Below are 16,536 nucleotides of genomic sequence, written 5' to 3' on the forward strand. Positions count from 1 at the left end.
TAATTAAAAAGTTACGTTCAGACCAAAAGAGTATATTTTATTTTGCGGATACTGCAGGTCGCCGTTGCCATAACGTTCAGGGTCAAGACCTTTATATTTGGTTATGGTGAACATGTTGTCACCGGCGAAATAGACCCGTAACCGGTTGATACCTATCTTCTGGGTAACCTGCGATGGGATGGTATAACCAAACACCAGGTTTTTAAGTCTTAAATAAGATGCGTCCTGGAGGAAGAAAGTAGACCGGCGACCGATCTTATCCGGCGCGCTCTGCCCAAAGTAAAGTCGCGGCATAGTGGTTGATGGATGTTCGGGTGTCCAGGCATTTAACCAATCCGTAGTTGGTGAAGCTCCCTGCACAAAAGGTATGGTACCCCATCCCGAAACATATGATTTTACCCCGTAAACGCCCTGCATCATGGCCGAAAGATCAAAACCTTTAAAGCTGGCCGATAAATTAAATGAGTAATTTAATTTAGGATATGCACCATTGATAACGGTACGGTCATTTTGATCAATTTTACCATCGCCATTTGCATCTTTATATTTCAGGTCACCCGGCAAGGTAGAGTCAGAAAACTGTTTAGGAGAATTGGCCACCTCTTGAGCCGACTGGAATATACCGACAACCTGCAGCATATAAAATGAATTCCACGGAAGCCCATTTTGGTTAAGGGTGTAATCTCCGATTTCTGGCTGACCAAATTTCACCAGCTTATTCCGGTTGTGATCAACGTTAACTCCAACGTTAAAGGCCAGACCGCCTAAGGCGCCGTCTCGTATAACATTATTATAGGATAAACCAAGCTCAACGCCTCTGTTATTTACTACACCATCATTAATATAAGGAGCGCTTAGGCCAACAACACCGGTAACCTGAGCCAGTCTTAAAATATCAGAGGTGGTTTTATTATACCAATCGGCGGTCAGATTAAAGTTTCTGAAAATCGTAAAATCCAGACCAACGTCAGTCATGGTGGTCGTTTCCCATTTAATAACCGGGTTATTTAATGCCTGCTGCGCTACGCCGGTTGTTAACCCTGAATTATCAAAGGAATAACTTCCAGTCAGATTCAAAAGGGCCTGATAAGGATAGTTACTACCTACATTTTGGTTACCTAACTGTCCCCATGACCCTCTTAATTTAAAGTTATTCAACCATGTTAGGTTCATCGCCTTTACAAATGGCTCTTCGGTGACACGCCAGCCGGCCGAAAATGATGGAAATACGCCCCATTTATTGGCGCCGTCAAATTTTGAACTTCCGTCGTCGCGAACATTGGCTTCTAACAAATAGCGACCTTTATAATCATAGTTCAAACGGCCAAAATAAGACATCAAAGCCCATTGATTAGAAGTGCCGTATGCATTTTGTATGTCGGAGCCGCCCGCGTTCAGTTCTTGTAAATCAAGGACGGGAAAATTTTTACGATATCCCTGCAGGTATTGGTATTTGCTCCGTTCAATACTGTAACCAAATTGCGCCTTAAGGTTATGCCCGTGAAAATCATGTGCATAGTTTAAGTAGCTGTATAAATTGCTATAAACGGTTTGTTCATCCTGGTCGGTTAAACCTTTACCAAGGTCAAGCGATGTTGCCAGTTGATTAGTCTTAAAATTGTACTCGTCAAGGGTAGCTTTAAAATCCTTGTATTTGTCCATATTAAAGTTCACCGCACCTTTGGTATACCAGGAAATGTCTTTATTAAATTGAACTTCAAACCATCCCTGGGCATTTACGGCATAATCGTCGGTAATCCTCCGAAAATTTTGGTCCAATACCGCGATAGGGTTTTTATTGTTATATTCAAAATCGTAAGCTTTGTAGGTATAGTGGCCGCTGCCATCACTTAAGTAAGGGCTATAAGTAGGCGCCTGTGACATAGCCGAAAGGAAAAGATCCATAGAAGACCCGTCCCATTGGCTTGGCGATGATGGATTACCGGCTACAGCACCCCTGGTGCCTGATTTTAGCAATACGTTAGTTCCAAATTTGATATGATCATTAACCTTCGAAGTTAAATTGACACGGGCATTATATCTTTTATAATCAAAGCCCCTTTCAATACCCTGCTGGTTAACATAACCTAATGAGACATTATAAGTGGTTTTTTCATTACCGCCGGTAAATACCAGGTTATGGTTTTGGGTAGGAGCAGTTCTGAATATCAAGCTAAGCCAATCGGTATTAGGATAATGAAGCCGGTCTGTGCTATTGCGATACAAATCGATCTGGTCCTGCGGATAAAGAGCGTTTGGATCCGTTGTTCCGCTGTTAATACGTGCCTGGTTAAACATCTCCATATATTGGGCCGAGTTGGTTACCAGTTTAAACATTTTAGTAGGGCTGGCATAGCCTAAATTGCCATTGTAAGTAACCGCCATCTGTCCGGCTTTACCTTGTTTGGTTGTTATCAGCACCACGCCATTGGCTGCCCTTGAACCATATATAGCTGCTGAAGCGGCGTCTTTCAGAACAGACACATTTTCGACATCGGTGGGGTTAAGATCACTGAAGTTACCAGGAACACCATCAATCAATACCAATGGATCTGAGCCCGCATTACTAAAAGTGCTGTTTCCGCGGATACGGATAGATACACTTTCATTTCCCGGCTCACCGGAACCCGTATTGACCTGTACGCCCGGGGCAAGGCCCTCCAGCATAGAAGCAGGATTAACAACTGGACGCTTGTTCAGTGTCTCGCCCGAAACAGTGGATACAGCGCCGGTGAGGTTTACTTTTTTTTGCGTACCGTAACCTACAACCACGATCTCGTTAAGCGCGGAGGTTTGTTCTTTGAGTACTACGTCTATTTGGGTTTGGTTGCCTACCGGAATTTCCCGGGTAACAAAGCCTATAAAACTGAACACTAGTACCGCACTGTTATCGGCTGCTGTTACTTTGTAGCTTCCATCTGCCCCAGTTTGGGCGCCTACATTAGTACCCTTTATTTTAATGGTTACCCCGGGTAAAGGAGCACCTTTTTCATCCCTTACGTGGCCAGTGATAACAATATCCTTTACAGATGTGACAACAACCGGCTTAGGAATAACAACAATGGTATTGTTGTTAATAACATAGCTAAATGGTTGATCCTTAAAACACTCTTTCAGCACGTCACTTAGTTCGGTATTTTCCAGGTGTACATTTACAGGCACTGCTTTTTTTAACATTTTGGCGTTGTAAAAAACGCTGAAACCGCTCTGTTGACGAATGTCCTTCAACGTTTCGATGAGGGACGCATTGCTTTTGTCAAGGCTGATCTTTTGTCCGAAGGAAGGTGCTGCAGCTACCTGCATCATGGAAACCAAACACAAAAAGAAAGACAACTTCATAATCAGGAACAATTTAAATGGGGCGCAGGGCAGTTGCCTGCATCTTATTGCAGTAGATTTTTTATACATTTGAATGTTAGGTTAAATAATTGGTTATGAGAAATATGATCACTATAGTTACCTGACAGCTATCAGAGCTTTATACCAGGGGCGCCGCGAACGCTCCTGGTTATAAATGGTAACATTATGGTTTAGTTTGGAAAACTTACTTCATAATGATAACCCTCCTTCCTTCTATTTTATAGTGAATTGATCGGGTTAACTGCATATTATCCAGTAATTCTGTTATGCTTTTGTATCGGGATATAGCTCCACCGAACTCATTGTTTTTTACATTTTCATCCTGATATTCAATATCTACATCATACCATCTGCTCACCTGTTTCATTACCTCTACTATACTGAGATCATGGAATATGAAATAGCCATTTTTCCATGCGATAGCCTGTTGTAAATCTGCTTTGCTGACTTTTATAGCACCGCCTGATTTTATTGAAACACCTTGTTCGCCCGGGACCAGCATTACCTGCTGGCCGTTATTACTTACTTGAACAGAACCTTCAAGCAAGGTGGTAGTTACATTATTATCATTAGGATAAGCGTTTATGTTAAAATGCGTACCATAAACCCGCACTTTAGTACCATTGGCCTGTACTATAAAAGGATGGCTTTTATCTTTCGCTACTTCAAAATATGCCTCGCCGCTTATCTCAACAAGCCTTTGCGGGCCATTAAAAGCTTGCGGAAAACGTATGGACGACGCCGCATTAAGCCAAACATGGCTGCCGTCTCCTAATACAACCTGATACTGGCCGCCGCGCGGGGTAGTAATTGTGTTAATGTCAGGTAAGGTATTTTCATTTTGGTCTCTGGTCTGCTTATTGAATTCATATACCACTACCCCATTACCGGTTTTAGTTACCTTAACATCAGATTGATTTGCGAGTGCGCCATTTTTTGCATCATCGAGCACAATATTTGTCCCGTTGGCTAATGTGAGGTAGGCTTTGTTAGTGCCAGGAACAATAGGTTTTGGGTGGATGACACCAGTAAGGTTTTCATTGTCGGTACCCTGTTTCTTTTTAGCAGGAATAAAAATTACCCCAATTAATGAAGTCAATAGTAATACTGCGGCCACTTGCAGCCACCTGCTTTTATATATTTTATACTTTTTTATAGATACTACCTTACGACTTTGATTTAGGCGTTGCCAAATTCTGACGCGTACCTCAGCTTCGCTGGCGTCTTCGTCATCCCAACCGTCGTCGGCCAATAGCATTTCATCGCGGTATGTTTCCAATTGCTTTTTTTCGGCATCAGTACATTGTCCGCTCATGTATTTTTCATACAGAGCCAGAAACTCGTCTTTGGTCATCATTGGCTTACAATTGCAGGTTTATATGGTGTTAGTGTAAATTTCATACAGGCACACACATGCATTTTTAGTTTTTTTTAACATCATAAACTTAAATGTGGAATTATTTCTAATTTAGAAAACCAATTATATGCACAATCCCCTTGCTAGTGATTCGGAATTGTGGCTCTCCGTACGTAATAACGATGAGCACGCATTCGCTATGCTATTTGACCGGTACTGGATGAGATTGTATAAAACGTCATTCCGATACCTGAAAGACAGTGAAAATAGTGAAGAAGCTGTACATGATGTCTTTCTAAGTATTTGGAATCGCAGGCATCAACTGGAAATAGACTCTATCCCCAACTTTCTGCTTACTGCCATCCGCTACCAGGTTTATAACCGTATGCGAGCGGCAAAGCCCCCGTTGACTTTAACGCTCAATGACCTGGAAATGGATTATTTGCCCGATCATAATCAGAGCGATTATCGCATTAAAAACCAGGAATTGTTATTGGAACTGGATGAACATTTAGGAAAATTACCCAAACGTTGCCAGGAAATATTCTATATGAGCCGAATGGACCATCTTAGCAACCAGGAAATCGCCGACCGTTTGGGCATATCCAAAAGAACTGTCGAAAACCAGATAACGATGGCATTAAAACATCTCAGAACTTGTTTCAAACAAGTTTCAATAATGCTTTTGTCTTTATTGATCTTTTTTAGATGATGTATACATTCATCATAAGATTAATGTAAGCGCTGCCGCGGATGTAGTGGCAACTTGCCTAATGCCGACAACAACATTTCTCTATTGCATAGTAAGGCTTGGAACCAACAACCCCGAAAAGCTGCCTCCGGCGGATACCAGAATGGAAACGCAGATATTTTACTGCTCCACAGCTGAAGTAAAACAAATGACTGTAGTTTGCGTTTATAGCGTTACCAAAATATACAGTATGAAAAAGATAATTTTATTTTCTGTTGCAGCTATTGCTTTAGCTTTTACCTCGTGTAAAAAGGACAGCAATAAAAGTTCCTCACAAGCACATGTTACTGTAAAGTTAACAGACGCCCCAGGTGCTTATGATGCCGTTATCCTCAACATAAAACAAGTAGTGATCCTTTCTTCCGGCGGGGATAAAACGGTTGATGTGAATAGTGGTCCGATAGATATCCTTCGTTTCCGCCAGGGTCGTGATACCGTTCTTGCCGGCGTCGATGTACCCGCAGGTCGTTTACAGGAAGTACGCCTCGTGTTGAATAACACCGGCAACCGCGTTGTGATCAACGGCATATCCTATGATCTGAATACGCCAAGCGGTCAAACATCAGGTGTGAAGTTAAAAGTGCAGGATAACCTGACTGGCGGCGTGGAATACACCTTATTGTTGGATTTCGATGCGGCGCAATCTATCGTTGTCACCGGCAATGGTAAGTATAACCTGAAGCCCGTTATCCGTGCTATTCCACAAGCGGTTTCTGGTGCACTAACCGGAAGCGTTTCTCCGATTGGTTCTTATCCAAAAGTATATGCCATTATGGGTACAGATACTGTGGGCACCATAGCCGACGTCAATGGCAAGTTCTATTTTCCTGGTTTGCCTGCTGGCACCTACCGGATAAACTTTGTGCCGGTAAGCCCTTATGCCGTTAAGAGCATTGACGGTATTGTGGTAACTAATGGCGCTGTAAAAGATATGGGTACTGTTACCATAACTCAGTAATGCTGTAAGTTAGAAGACTTTATTTCAAAAAACAATCTGCCGCATTTTTTGCAGGCAGATTGTTTTAAACATTTGCTTACTGGACAACTGCGAGCGACGATTCTATAGGAGACCAAATCGGCTCTCCTGGCTCTTTATTTACGAACGCGAATAATTGTTTTGCCTTTAACCCGATCAGTCGAGTTATATGTTGCGACGGCATCGTCGAGCGTAACGATACTCCCGGTGTTCGTTTTTAAACGCCCCTCACGAAATCTCTTTGCGATCTCAAGCAATTGCGATCGGTCTGCTTCTACCACGAAGTTAATATTCTTAACTCCGTTAGCCTTTTCTTCAACCGGTTCCGTAATGGTTATCAATTTTCCTCCGGCGCGAATTATGCCCAAAGAACGCTTCGCGATATCGCCGCCGAGGACATCAATAACCAGATCTACCTGGCCAATGTCTTCTAACGTATCATTATCTAGGTCAACGAATTCATTGGAGCCGTAGTTGAGTGCCGCTTCACGGTGAGTAGCACGCCCCGTGCCAATAACATACGCAGCGGCCTCACGTGCGAGCTGGACAGTCATCGATCCAACTATGCCAGCCGCTCCATGCACCAGGACTCTTTGCCCTGCCTGAAGTTGGCCGTGATCAAAAAGCGCCTGCCATGCAGTTAAGCCAGACATCACGAGCGCATTGCCATCATTGAAGTCAACATCGTCTGGTAATGGTGCAAGGTTGCGCGCCTCAATGGCCATGTATTCTGCCAACGAACCATTGCGATACCAATCCTGAAGGCCGAACACCCGTTGTCCTACTGACAATCCCGTTGTGCCATAGCCAAGCGCTGTTACCACCCCCGCCAGTTCGTGCCCCGGGATCGAAGGCATCCGGTCACGACCAGTACGATCGATCCAGGTCGACGGCCATGACAGCTCGTCCCCGGTAATACTGGCCGCATAAACCTGAACAATGACATCGTTTATGCCCGGCTCCGGCTCCGGCAACTCCACCAGTTTCATTCCGGCTAATCCCGCATCCTTATCTGTTACAACAATTGCTTTCATAATACACCTCCTTTTTTGTTAATCAACAAACATTCGCTTAATAAAAATGATGTTGCAATATACTGCAGTTTGCGTATTTTTTGTTTTTAGAGTTAACCTATCAATAAAACGTTCAGAAAAACACTCCCGATATATCGGGGCTCTGGCGCTCTTGCATATCAACTCTCCAGGCGCCTTCGAAGTAGCCTCTTTCTCCGACCGCCTGCACTCCCGCGAAACGTCCAGGCGCTGACCGACGCCAAGTTCGCATGCTGCCCACCATCACCAAGACAATAGAAAAACGTTATCGTGCTTTGCTGGCACATCCAAATTGTTTCAACAGGTTTCGCTCAAGCATATCGCCTCTTTGTATTCATAGTACATTGTAATTGTCACCAAATGGTTGATGCTTACAAATTAATTTATTTTATATTTAGATTTGCTACCAAATGGCAGAATTCATAAATCAAACGGTCGAGTTGATAACACTCTGGGGGCAATTCCAGCAACAATATCCGGAAGCTTCATTAAAGGAGTTTTTTAGCTATCAGGCGGCGACAGCGGTTAAAGCAGAAAAGATACCAACTGCCGACGGAAAACTTCTGCCGGATATAAACGGTCGTCTCGTAATCCTGCTGCGCAGGATCGGGAAGTTCCATATTTCTTATTCCAATAAAGCACTGGAAGGTACCGAACTTGACCAAATTGAAGAATTCGGTATATTGGTTACCATACATAACATGGGGAACCCAATTAAATCAGAGGCAATTTATAATAATATCATAGAGTTGTCCAGCGGTACTAATATGCTGATCAGGATGAAAAAGAAGGGCCTGGTCACGGAGTACAATGACACGGAGGATAAACGGGTAAAACGGTTGAAGGTGACAAAAAAGGGAGAAAAGGTATTAAACCTGGCCAAAGACCAGGTGTTAAAAGTTGCGAAAATGATAGTGCAGGATTTGAGTGATGAAGACAAACAGCTATGTATGCAATTGCTTGGTCCAATAGATAAACGCTTTTCAGGATTGTATCAAAAACAAAAGAGTAAATCTTTTGACGAAATTTACAGGGAAAATACGGAAGAGCTATAAGCTATGTATCCAAGGCCGGCCGATACTTAAACAACTTTCTGATAAGAACAATACCGACGAAAAGATTAAAAAAGCAGGTGTATATGCCCGGAAAATACCCGCCAACCGCAAAACAGAAACCAATGTGGCCAACGGCGTTACCAATCATGCCATATACGATGAAAAAAAGCCCAAAAAACATGAAAGGCCGTATTCCTTTGTAAAATCCTATGGCTCCCAGGATAAACATAAAGTAAGCAGCCATATTGAAAGTGACGAATAAATTATGGTTATAAGGTTGACCGCCGAATAACACACCAAATTGTTTCTCAAAGCCGAATGCATGTTCTTCCGCAAAATGAAGCAGTTGAAAACCCACCCCGACCAGGTAAAGGGTTAGTACTGCGGCCGGTTCCGGCTTAGTATAATAACACGTTTTGAAATAAAGCCATACAGCAACGGGAACCGCCGGAACAAAGGTTACTATAAGTGACCATCCCTCAGATAACCAGCAAAAAAGTGAAATCATTACAATGGCGATAACCCAAGGCGCTATCATATCTATCCGTTGTTTAAAAGAGATCATAATAAATGAATTTCATAAAACTACAACTTAATGGTATATTTTAAATAAAAAATACAACCATATGGTTATTTTTCCCTGAATAAATAATTGGCCGGATAAATTGCATTTAGGGCTAACGCTTTATTAACCCAACCAAACTGACCATAATTAATTTCCTCTAATTGATCAAATATTAAAAAAGGCCTTAATGAGTATAATCTTTCCGGGGAGGGCATACGAACTGGCTGTAAGCGTATTAGCCGAGAGGTAAAGCGCGTTGTAGGTTTTCACGTTCAGAAAATTAACCGCGCTTAGTTCAAAGTCAGTTTTCCATTTATTTATCTTGAATTTGGCTGAGGCATCTGCAAAAAAATACTTGAGATCGGGGTTTCCCTTCTGTCGTGTGAAGTAATGCTCTCCGGATAATCTGAATTGCACATTTTCAACAGGATTATAATTAACCGATGCCTGCTGCTGCATTTGGTATATATGAAAGGCCGATTTTCCCCGTGCAGAATGGCTATCGGTTTGAGTTAATGTTGCCTTGTAGCTAAAGTTTACCTGATCGGTTACTTTGGTATCGGTACTCACATTAAAGATTTCGGATATGGTATTGAACGGTAACAGGGCGTTGTTCTGTATCTGCACCGAGCGGTTGCTTTGCCATTGTACTGCACCACTAAAAGTGGTTCGCAATATGAATGAATATTTGCTGACCGATCCGTTCAGCGTCCAAGAATCAGTACTATTTGCATAGGGCAGCACAACACGTTGCTGTATGCTATTGGTGATAACACTTGATGCGATATTGTTGGCTTCAATGTGGTTATAAAGCGCATTGATGCTCCAGAAAAAAAGAGTGAGCCCTTTACGGTAGTTAAAGCCTGCCGCCGCCTGATGGTTTTGCCGCATGGTTAGGTCTGCATTGTTGGCATAAAGGGTGCGGTAATCTTTCAGAATATATCCCTGGTAGATATCCTGTATATTACCGTTCTCATTGCGGTAATTGTACATCAGGCTCAAATAGTTCTCCGCACTGGTTTGATATTTAACCCGTAGCTGCGGGTTAAAGTAGAGGCGGTTCAAACGCCTGGCAAGGGCATATAAATCATCGGAATAATTGATTTGCTGGAGTGTGACCGGCAAGGTTAAATTTACTTTGAGTATTGTTCCTGGCAAATCATAAGTTGCTTCGGCATAGAGCTTTTTCCTCGTCCAGTTTACCTGATTAAGTGCACTATCCGATCCCAGGTTGACGCTGTTATTATTTTGTACGACCTTTAAATCAGAGTTGAGCCTTTGCGACTGTATGCTAAAACCTGCCCTGAAACTTTGGGTAATCCAGTCAGACGGTATTTTGAACGATAGATAATTATTGGTATACCAGGCTGGAATATTTACGTTTTGCTGCAATTTTAAATAGGGTACATTATTATTGAATATGGCCGCGTTATATCCCGGACCGATTACTCTGTTTTCTGGTTCGGCAGAGTGACCGATATATGAATAAACCTGGATGACATGGTTCGACTTCAAAGATTTGATCAGGTTAAATTCGTTCGAAAAATTAATTGCATTATCCTTAAACACCTGGTTAACCACAGTTCCGTTGGTGTTTAAATCCGAATAACTGGTTGTGCGATTATAGTCCGTCAACAGGGCGTTGTTGAGGTAATATTTATCCCGGTTAATATTCAGCGTAAATTGGGTGTGCAGAATATCAGGAATTGACCTGTTGTTCTGTGTTTCGTTGTATTTTATCGTATCGCCAGGTAAAAAGATGGCTGTTTGCTGGCTGTAATTTTGCCGCTGTGTATCATGCAGGTAATAGACATTAGCCCTTAGTTGTACATTTTTTTTAAGATTGATAAGGTTATTAAGATTCAGGATACCTGAACGATTGAACAAATACCTGTACCGCGATAGTGCCGGGTCATTCACTGCACCCAATGACAACACCGTTGAGGGTACGGCATTATCTATCCGCTGCAAATAATCAGACAAATTATGTGATACCAGATCCTGCTGTAAATCATAGCCGGTATTGTCACCCTGAAGGTAATTGATGGCCTTGTACTTGTCCTTGAACATCATGGCGTTCATATTTACATCGTAGTTCCCTGGCAGTCCGCCGCCTATACTTTCCTGGCCCACCAGTTGCAGCTTAGCCCCCTTTTTTATTTTTAGGTTCAGGGCCACATCTTCGCTCATCACCTTATCCTGCAGAACTTTGATGGGTTGATCATTTTGAATTACCTGTACCTGATCAACGGCACCATGCGGAATAGTATTTGTAGCGATATTGTATTTATCGTCGAGCAAATTGTCGCCACCGATGTATAAAGCCGAGATACGCTTGTTGTTATAACTGATTGTTCCGTCTGCAGCTACCGAGATACCCGGCAGTTTTTTGATCACATCACCTATCACGCGGTCCTGCGGACTGCTAAAATCAGAGACTTTATAGCTCGATGTATCGCCGTTGATCTTCAGTACCGGTCGGTTGCTTTTAACCACCACCGCTTGCAATTGATTCACCGAAGCCCGCAAAGTAAAGTTTACAGGTGCCGCGGTAATAATGTTTTTTACCTGGCTTTTATACCCTATGCTCCGTACTTCCATCAGCAGGCTATCTGCGTTTTCATTCTGAGGAACAGTGATATTGAACGCGCCGTTGTCATCAGTTACGGTGTAGGCCACAATAGCATTATTCACTTTCTTTTTTAGGCTAACGGTAGCGAACGGCACAGCTTTACCCGTACTGTCCTTAACTGCACCGTGAATATTGCCTTGGGCAAAACAGAAAGCAGAAAGCATCAGGCTGCACAACAGCATTACAAAATATCGCATATATTGCATCATTGTTTTTCCGGCAGCTCGATAGGATTATTATTGGGGGATAACGGTAGCATTTTTACGCTTACACTGGGCTTGAGGCCGCCATTGTCTGGCGTATTAGCCATCATAGATTGAACCATAGCATTCGGATCTCTGCGAATAGCGTTCTGCACTTTTTCAAATTCTTTATCTGTGGTCTTAATACCCCTGGTTGGTACCTGGATTATATTGGGGTCGATGTCGTCATCATCATCGCCTAATGGTGGCAAGGTTCTGCCGGTGCGGTCTTTTATTGGTTTTCTGGCACCCAATACGGCTTTTTCAACCTTGTCAAACTTAAAAACCACTTCCTTTTTTGCATCGTAAGCCTCAATAATAACGCCGGGCAATCCATTTAGCTTCCAGGGGCCAACGGGCACAGGCAAGTCTGGGCAAAACCAGGCGGTATAATCTCGCCCTTTAAAATGGCAGGTTGCTTTCTGGCAGTGCAATTCGCCAAAATTCGTCTTATCACCGCTGATGTGCCAGTTTATAACAGGCAACACCTCGTTTAAGATGTATGGATTATTCCCTATAACTTCCTTGCGTACCAGCTTTCGGTGCTTAATAAACTGGTAATACTCGGTGCCTGAACCAGTGATCCTGCGATCTAACCTGAAATTACCCTGGGAATTTGTAAGTTGTTCCTGTAGTTGCTTTCTAAATAATTCGTTTTGTAACTGGCGGTCATAACTTTTGTAGCTGCCTGTAGCTTTGCCTACAAACAACACCACATTCTCGGTGTACGCATTGGCCCGGTTGTTAGTGTCACGCACATGGGTGAATTTGTAATGCACCAGTATCTGAGCGGTGTCGGGCTTTTGGGCAATAGCTGCCTGGAACGTCCCTGCCAGCAGTGCACATATTACTAAAAATATTTTCATCACTTTTGATTTTTAAGCAATAGTTTTTCTATATCGTATCATTATTTTTCCGGCAGTTCAATTGGATTATTGATCGGCGGCTGGGGCAGCACTTTAATATTGATATTGGCTTTTGGCCCGCCATTAACCGGCATGCTGGCCAGCATCGATTGTACAAAAGCATTAGGGTCTTTACGCATGGCATCCCTCAGCTTTTCATACTCTTTATCGCTGGTTTTGATGCCTTTGGTTGGCAACTGGATGATGTTTGGATCCATATCAGCATCATCTCCACCCATTGTTACCACCGTTAAACCGGGGTGAACGTCGGCGGGCTGCCGGACTGCAGGAGCAGCCAAAACAGCTTTTTCCACTCTGTCAAACTTAAAAACGACTTCCTTCTTGGCATCATACGCTTCAATGATAACACCGGGCAAGCCATTTAACTTCCATGGCCCTACATGAACAGGTAAATCGGGACAAAACCAGGCAGTATAGTCACGTCCTTTAAAATGACAGGTTGCCTTTTGACAATGCAATTCGCCAAAGCTTACAGTATCGCGGCCTATATGCCAGTTTATCGCTGGTAATTCATCATCTATTAAGTAAGTATTCATCAGAATGGGCTCTTTGCGCACCAGTTTCTTATCTCCCGGAAATTGGTAATAATCAGTGCCCGAACCGGTGTTCTTCTGTTGTATTTTAACCCGGCCGTCTGGCGAATTGGCCAACTGCTCCTGTATTTGTTTTTTAAACAACGCATTTTGCAATTGGCGATCATAACTCTTATAACTACTGGCATTCGCCCCTACAAACAGCACCATATTCTCGCTGTATGCATTAGCGCGGTTGGTGGTGTCGCGTACATGGGTGAATTTGTAGTGCACCAGTATCTGGGCGGTGTCGGTTTTTTGGGCAATGGCTGCCTGGGTTATTCCCGCAAGGATTACACTTACTGCAAAATATTTTTTCATGACATTTTATTTTTAGGCAATAGTATTTCCTATACATCAATCCCTAAAAACTTTGGTATGAACAGCATTTAAGTATATATGAAAAAGTGATATTTGTTATTCGGGATTTCAAAAATTGAATGTTTGTCCCTTTCTGTGCTCATTTAGTAACATTATTTTTTCACCCTGTTTACGGTATTTTATATTTGATATATGTTTATGCCAAAGAAAAAAGACTGGATTGAGATTGTACTTCACATTGCTTTTTGGGTGGGAGTTTTCTATACCCTTTCGTCGCTTACCGTTTCACACTTCAAGGTGCGTGTAGATCATAATGGGTCGGTTATGCAAAAAGATGTGCGACAGGTTTTGTCGCCCAATATGTTCCTTACGCTCGGCTTCCTCGCATTGTTATTCTATGGCAATATCTTCTGGGTATTTAAAAAGGCATTGCGTTTTAAAAATGTATGGGGCCGGGTGGTTGTCAGCGCGGGCTGGTTCCTGATTACCTTTCTCGCCAATTATTACCTGGTAAATATTTTGCTTATGGCTAAAAATAATGACCGGCCGGCTATCCGGGCATTTCCGATCGATAGGGCTAACCCACCACCTATTGTTATACCGAAAGATACTGTGATGCAAACCAAAACTATGGTGTTTGCTGATAACAGCTTATCGAATACGGTATTGCTTATTTTTATTGGGATATTCGGTCTCTCGGTAGCTTACTTTTTTCTGAAAGAATGGGCCCGGGCCGAAAAGATCCGCACTCAGCTGGAGGCGGTACAGCTCAACACCGAGGTCAAATTCCTTAAGTCGCAGGTGAACCCGCACTTTTTGTTTAATACGCTCAATAACCTATTCTCTATGGCGCAAAAAAAAGGCAATGATGATGTTGCCGATGGCATCTCGAAGCTATCAGATATGATGCGGTATATGATTTACGAGAGCAATGCAGAGCAGGTGCCTTTGAAGAACGAGATCGCCTATGCAGAGGATAGTATCCTGCTCAATAAGCTGCGTTATGCGGATGATGAAGCAATAGTTAGATTCAGTTACCCCGCCGAAACCGGGAACATTTTCGTAGCCCCAATGCTTTTTATTCCCTTTGTGGAGAATGCCTTTAAGCACGGTGTATATATTGGGCAATCTTCGCAAATTGATATTTCCATTTCGCTAACGGATAGGCAACTGATGTTTACCTGCCAGAATACCAATTATAGCTTTATCAAAAAAATGAAAGCTGATAAAAGCGGTATCGGTCTTGAAAATGTAAAGCGGAGATTGGAATTGGTTTACCCCCAAAAGCACAAGCTGATGATTGATGAGGAGGATGGAAAATTTAATGTTAAGCTCGAAATTGATTTAGTATGATAACCTGCATAGCCATTGACGATGAACCCAAAGCGCTGGAGGTAATAGAACGGTATTGCCAAAAAAGCAGCCTGGTCGACCTAAAAGCCATCTTTCGTGAGCCTTTAAAAGCCATTGAGTATTTGAATCGTGAAAAGGTTGACCTGATCTTCCTCGATATTAACATGCCTGATATTGATGGTATGCAATTGGTACAAACACTCGCTTCAAAACCGTTGATCATATTCACTACGGCCTATAGCAGTTACGCGGTTGAAAGTTATAACCTCAATGCTATTGATTATTTATTGAAGCCCATCACTTTCGAACGGTTTCTAGCAGCAATTAATAAGGCAACAAATCTGCTCGCTGCCAAAAAAAGTACCCCTGTCGGTGATGATGATGCAGCAACGGTGTTTATCAAAAGCGGCTCGCAAACTTACCAGGTTAGGGTGGTTGATATTTTGTACTTAGAAAAGGATGGCAACTATATTACAGTTTACCTTAGAAACAAGCAGATATTGATCCGTGAAAATATGGGCGATATTTTCGACCTCGTTCCGGCTGCCGGGTTCGTACGGGTACACAAATCATATATTGTAGCGGTGAGGCATATTTCAATGATTGAAGTGCACCAGCTTATTATTAATGGTGAAAAGATACCGATTGGAAGTACCTATCGTGAAGCTTTGCGTATACGATTAGGAATGAAATAATTGAACGATAAAAAGTTGATCGCTTTTTTTTGAAAATCACAGCCGGTCTCCCCTTCTTTTTATTATTTCCCAGAAACCATTTTCGCCCGCACATGTTAATAACCAAAAAAACCGCAATGCCATGAACGATGTATTTTTAGCCCAGGAGTATATCAAAGAGCTGGAGGCCGAGGTGCCCTCTACTTTGAAATGTTTAGAGCGCATCCCTACAGACCTATTTGGCTGGAAACCGCACGAAAAATCAATGGATCTGGGATATTTGACCCTGCTGGTGGCCGAGATCCCCTTGTGGATAGCCGTTGTAGCCCGTGACCCTGAAATAGACTTTGCCACGTTTAAACACATCGAGGCCAAAACTACGCAGGAAGTGCTTGATCACTTTCACCAAAACCTTGCACAAGCCAAGCAAGCCCTGCAAGCCATAGTAGAAGGCGACATGGACAAACCTTTTTACCTGAAAGCCAACGGACAAATCCTATTCACCTCTACTAAACACGATACGCTGGGCTCTACCTTAAACCATTGGGTACACCACCGCGGGCAACTCACCGTTTACATGCGCCTGAATGATATCGACGTGCCATCTATCTACGGCCCATCGGCAGACGATAAAAGTTTTGGATAAGGAATGGTGCAATGTAACACCGGCCACAGGCTAAAAACCCGAGCGTTGCGGGCA

The 16,536-nt window shown here is 42.9% G+C and carries 13 protein-coding genes; 7 read left to right on the forward strand and 6 right to left on the reverse strand.

The features are described from left to right. Window positions 1–3 precede the first annotated feature (3 nt). A complete protein-coding gene (locus tag J2W55_RS19245) occupies window positions 4–3,339 on the reverse strand; it encodes a TonB-dependent receptor (RefSeq protein WP_310099526.1) in 3,336 nt (1,111 codons plus the stop codon). A 205-nt stretch (window positions 3,340–3,544) separates the two neighbouring features. Then, complete coding sequence (locus J2W55_RS19250) at window positions 3,545–4,717, reverse strand: FecR family protein (protein ID WP_310099528.1); 1,173 nt, start codon at window positions 4,715–4,717, stop codon at window positions 3,545–3,547. Window positions 4,718–4,844: 127 nt separating this feature from the next. Here J2W55_RS19250 and J2W55_RS19255 point away from each other — a divergent pair, with 127 nt between their 5' ends. Together J2W55_RS19255 and J2W55_RS19260 are read left to right on the forward strand one after the other, a co-directional pair. Beyond that, window positions 4,845–5,429 carry an RNA polymerase sigma factor gene (locus tag J2W55_RS19255; protein ID WP_310099531.1) on the forward strand — a complete coding sequence of 195 codons (585 nt, stop codon included), beginning with the start codon at window positions 4,845–4,847 and terminating at the stop codon, window positions 5,427–5,429. 229 nt (window positions 5,430–5,658) lie between these two features. Then, window positions 5,659–6,426 carry a DUF4382 domain-containing protein gene (locus J2W55_RS19260; protein ID WP_310099533.1) on the forward strand — a complete coding sequence of 256 codons (768 nt, stop codon included), beginning with the start codon at window positions 5,659–5,661 and terminating at the stop codon, window positions 6,424–6,426. 134 nt (window positions 6,427–6,560) lie between these two features. Here the strand turns inward: J2W55_RS19260 and J2W55_RS19265 are convergent, their stop codons facing one another. Further along, on the reverse strand, window positions 6,561–7,478 hold the full coding sequence (locus J2W55_RS19265) for an NADP-dependent oxidoreductase (RefSeq protein WP_310099536.1): 918 nt from the start codon (window positions 7,476–7,478) through the stop codon (window positions 6,561–6,563). A 428-nt stretch (window positions 7,479–7,906) separates the two neighbouring features. Between J2W55_RS19265 and J2W55_RS19270 the strand changes: the two genes are divergently transcribed. Then, window positions 7,907–8,551 carry a MarR family winged helix-turn-helix transcriptional regulator gene (locus tag J2W55_RS19270; protein WP_310099541.1) on the forward strand — a complete coding sequence of 215 codons (645 nt, stop codon included), beginning with the start codon at window positions 7,907–7,909 and terminating at the stop codon, window positions 8,549–8,551. Beyond that, on the forward strand, window positions 8,514–8,813 hold the full coding sequence (locus tag J2W55_RS25860) for a hypothetical protein (protein WP_310099544.1): 300 nt from the start codon (window positions 8,514–8,516) through the stop codon (window positions 8,811–8,813). Before J2W55_RS19270 ends, J2W55_RS25860 begins: the two co-directional genes overlap by 38 nt. Before the next feature lie 468 nt (window positions 8,814–9,281). Here the strand turns inward: J2W55_RS25860 and J2W55_RS19280 are convergent, their stop codons facing one another. The 3 genes from J2W55_RS19280 to J2W55_RS19290 are packed head-to-tail and all read right to left on the reverse strand — an operon-like array spanning window position 9,282 to window position 13,809. Continuing rightward, on the reverse strand, window positions 9,282–11,945 hold the full coding sequence (locus tag J2W55_RS19280) for a carboxypeptidase regulatory-like domain-containing protein (RefSeq protein ID WP_310099546.1): 2,664 nt from the start codon (window positions 11,943–11,945) through the stop codon (window positions 9,282–9,284). An 8-nt stretch (window positions 11,946–11,953) separates the two neighbouring features. After that, window positions 11,954–12,856: a GLPGLI family protein gene (locus J2W55_RS19285; RefSeq protein ID WP_310099549.1), complete on the reverse strand. Its 903-nt coding sequence runs from the start codon at window positions 12,854–12,856 to the stop codon at window positions 11,954–11,956. A gap of 41 nt (window positions 12,857–12,897) precedes the next feature. Beyond that, entirely contained in the window at window positions 12,898–13,809 is a 912-nt protein-coding gene (locus J2W55_RS19290; protein ID WP_310099551.1) for a GLPGLI family protein, read from the reverse strand. 198 nt (window positions 13,810–14,007) lie between these two features. On the opposite strand from J2W55_RS19290, the gene J2W55_RS19295 reads away from it, so the two are divergent. From J2W55_RS19295 to J2W55_RS19305, 3 genes are all read left to right on the forward strand, one after another. Continuing rightward, window positions 14,008–15,162: a sensor histidine kinase gene (locus J2W55_RS19295; protein ID WP_310099554.1), complete on the forward strand. Its 1,155-nt coding sequence runs from the start codon at window positions 14,008–14,010 to the stop codon at window positions 15,160–15,162. After that, a complete protein-coding gene (locus J2W55_RS19300) occupies window positions 15,159–15,857 on the forward strand; it encodes a LytR/AlgR family response regulator transcription factor (RefSeq protein WP_310099557.1) in 699 nt (232 codons plus the stop codon). The genes J2W55_RS19295 and J2W55_RS19300 overlap by 4 nt, the downstream gene beginning before the upstream one ends. Window positions 15,858–15,978: 121 nt before the next feature. Next, window positions 15,979–16,482, forward strand: a complete 504-nt coding sequence (locus J2W55_RS19305; RefSeq protein WP_310099559.1) for a DinB family protein — start codon at window positions 15,979–15,981, stop codon at window positions 16,480–16,482. Window positions 16,483–16,536 lie beyond the last annotated feature (54 nt).

Origin of the sequence: Mucilaginibacter pocheonensis (assembly GCF_031456535.1) — a bacterium.
Lineage (GTDB): Bacteria > Bacteroidota > Bacteroidia > Sphingobacteriales > Sphingobacteriaceae > Mucilaginibacter > Mucilaginibacter pocheonensis.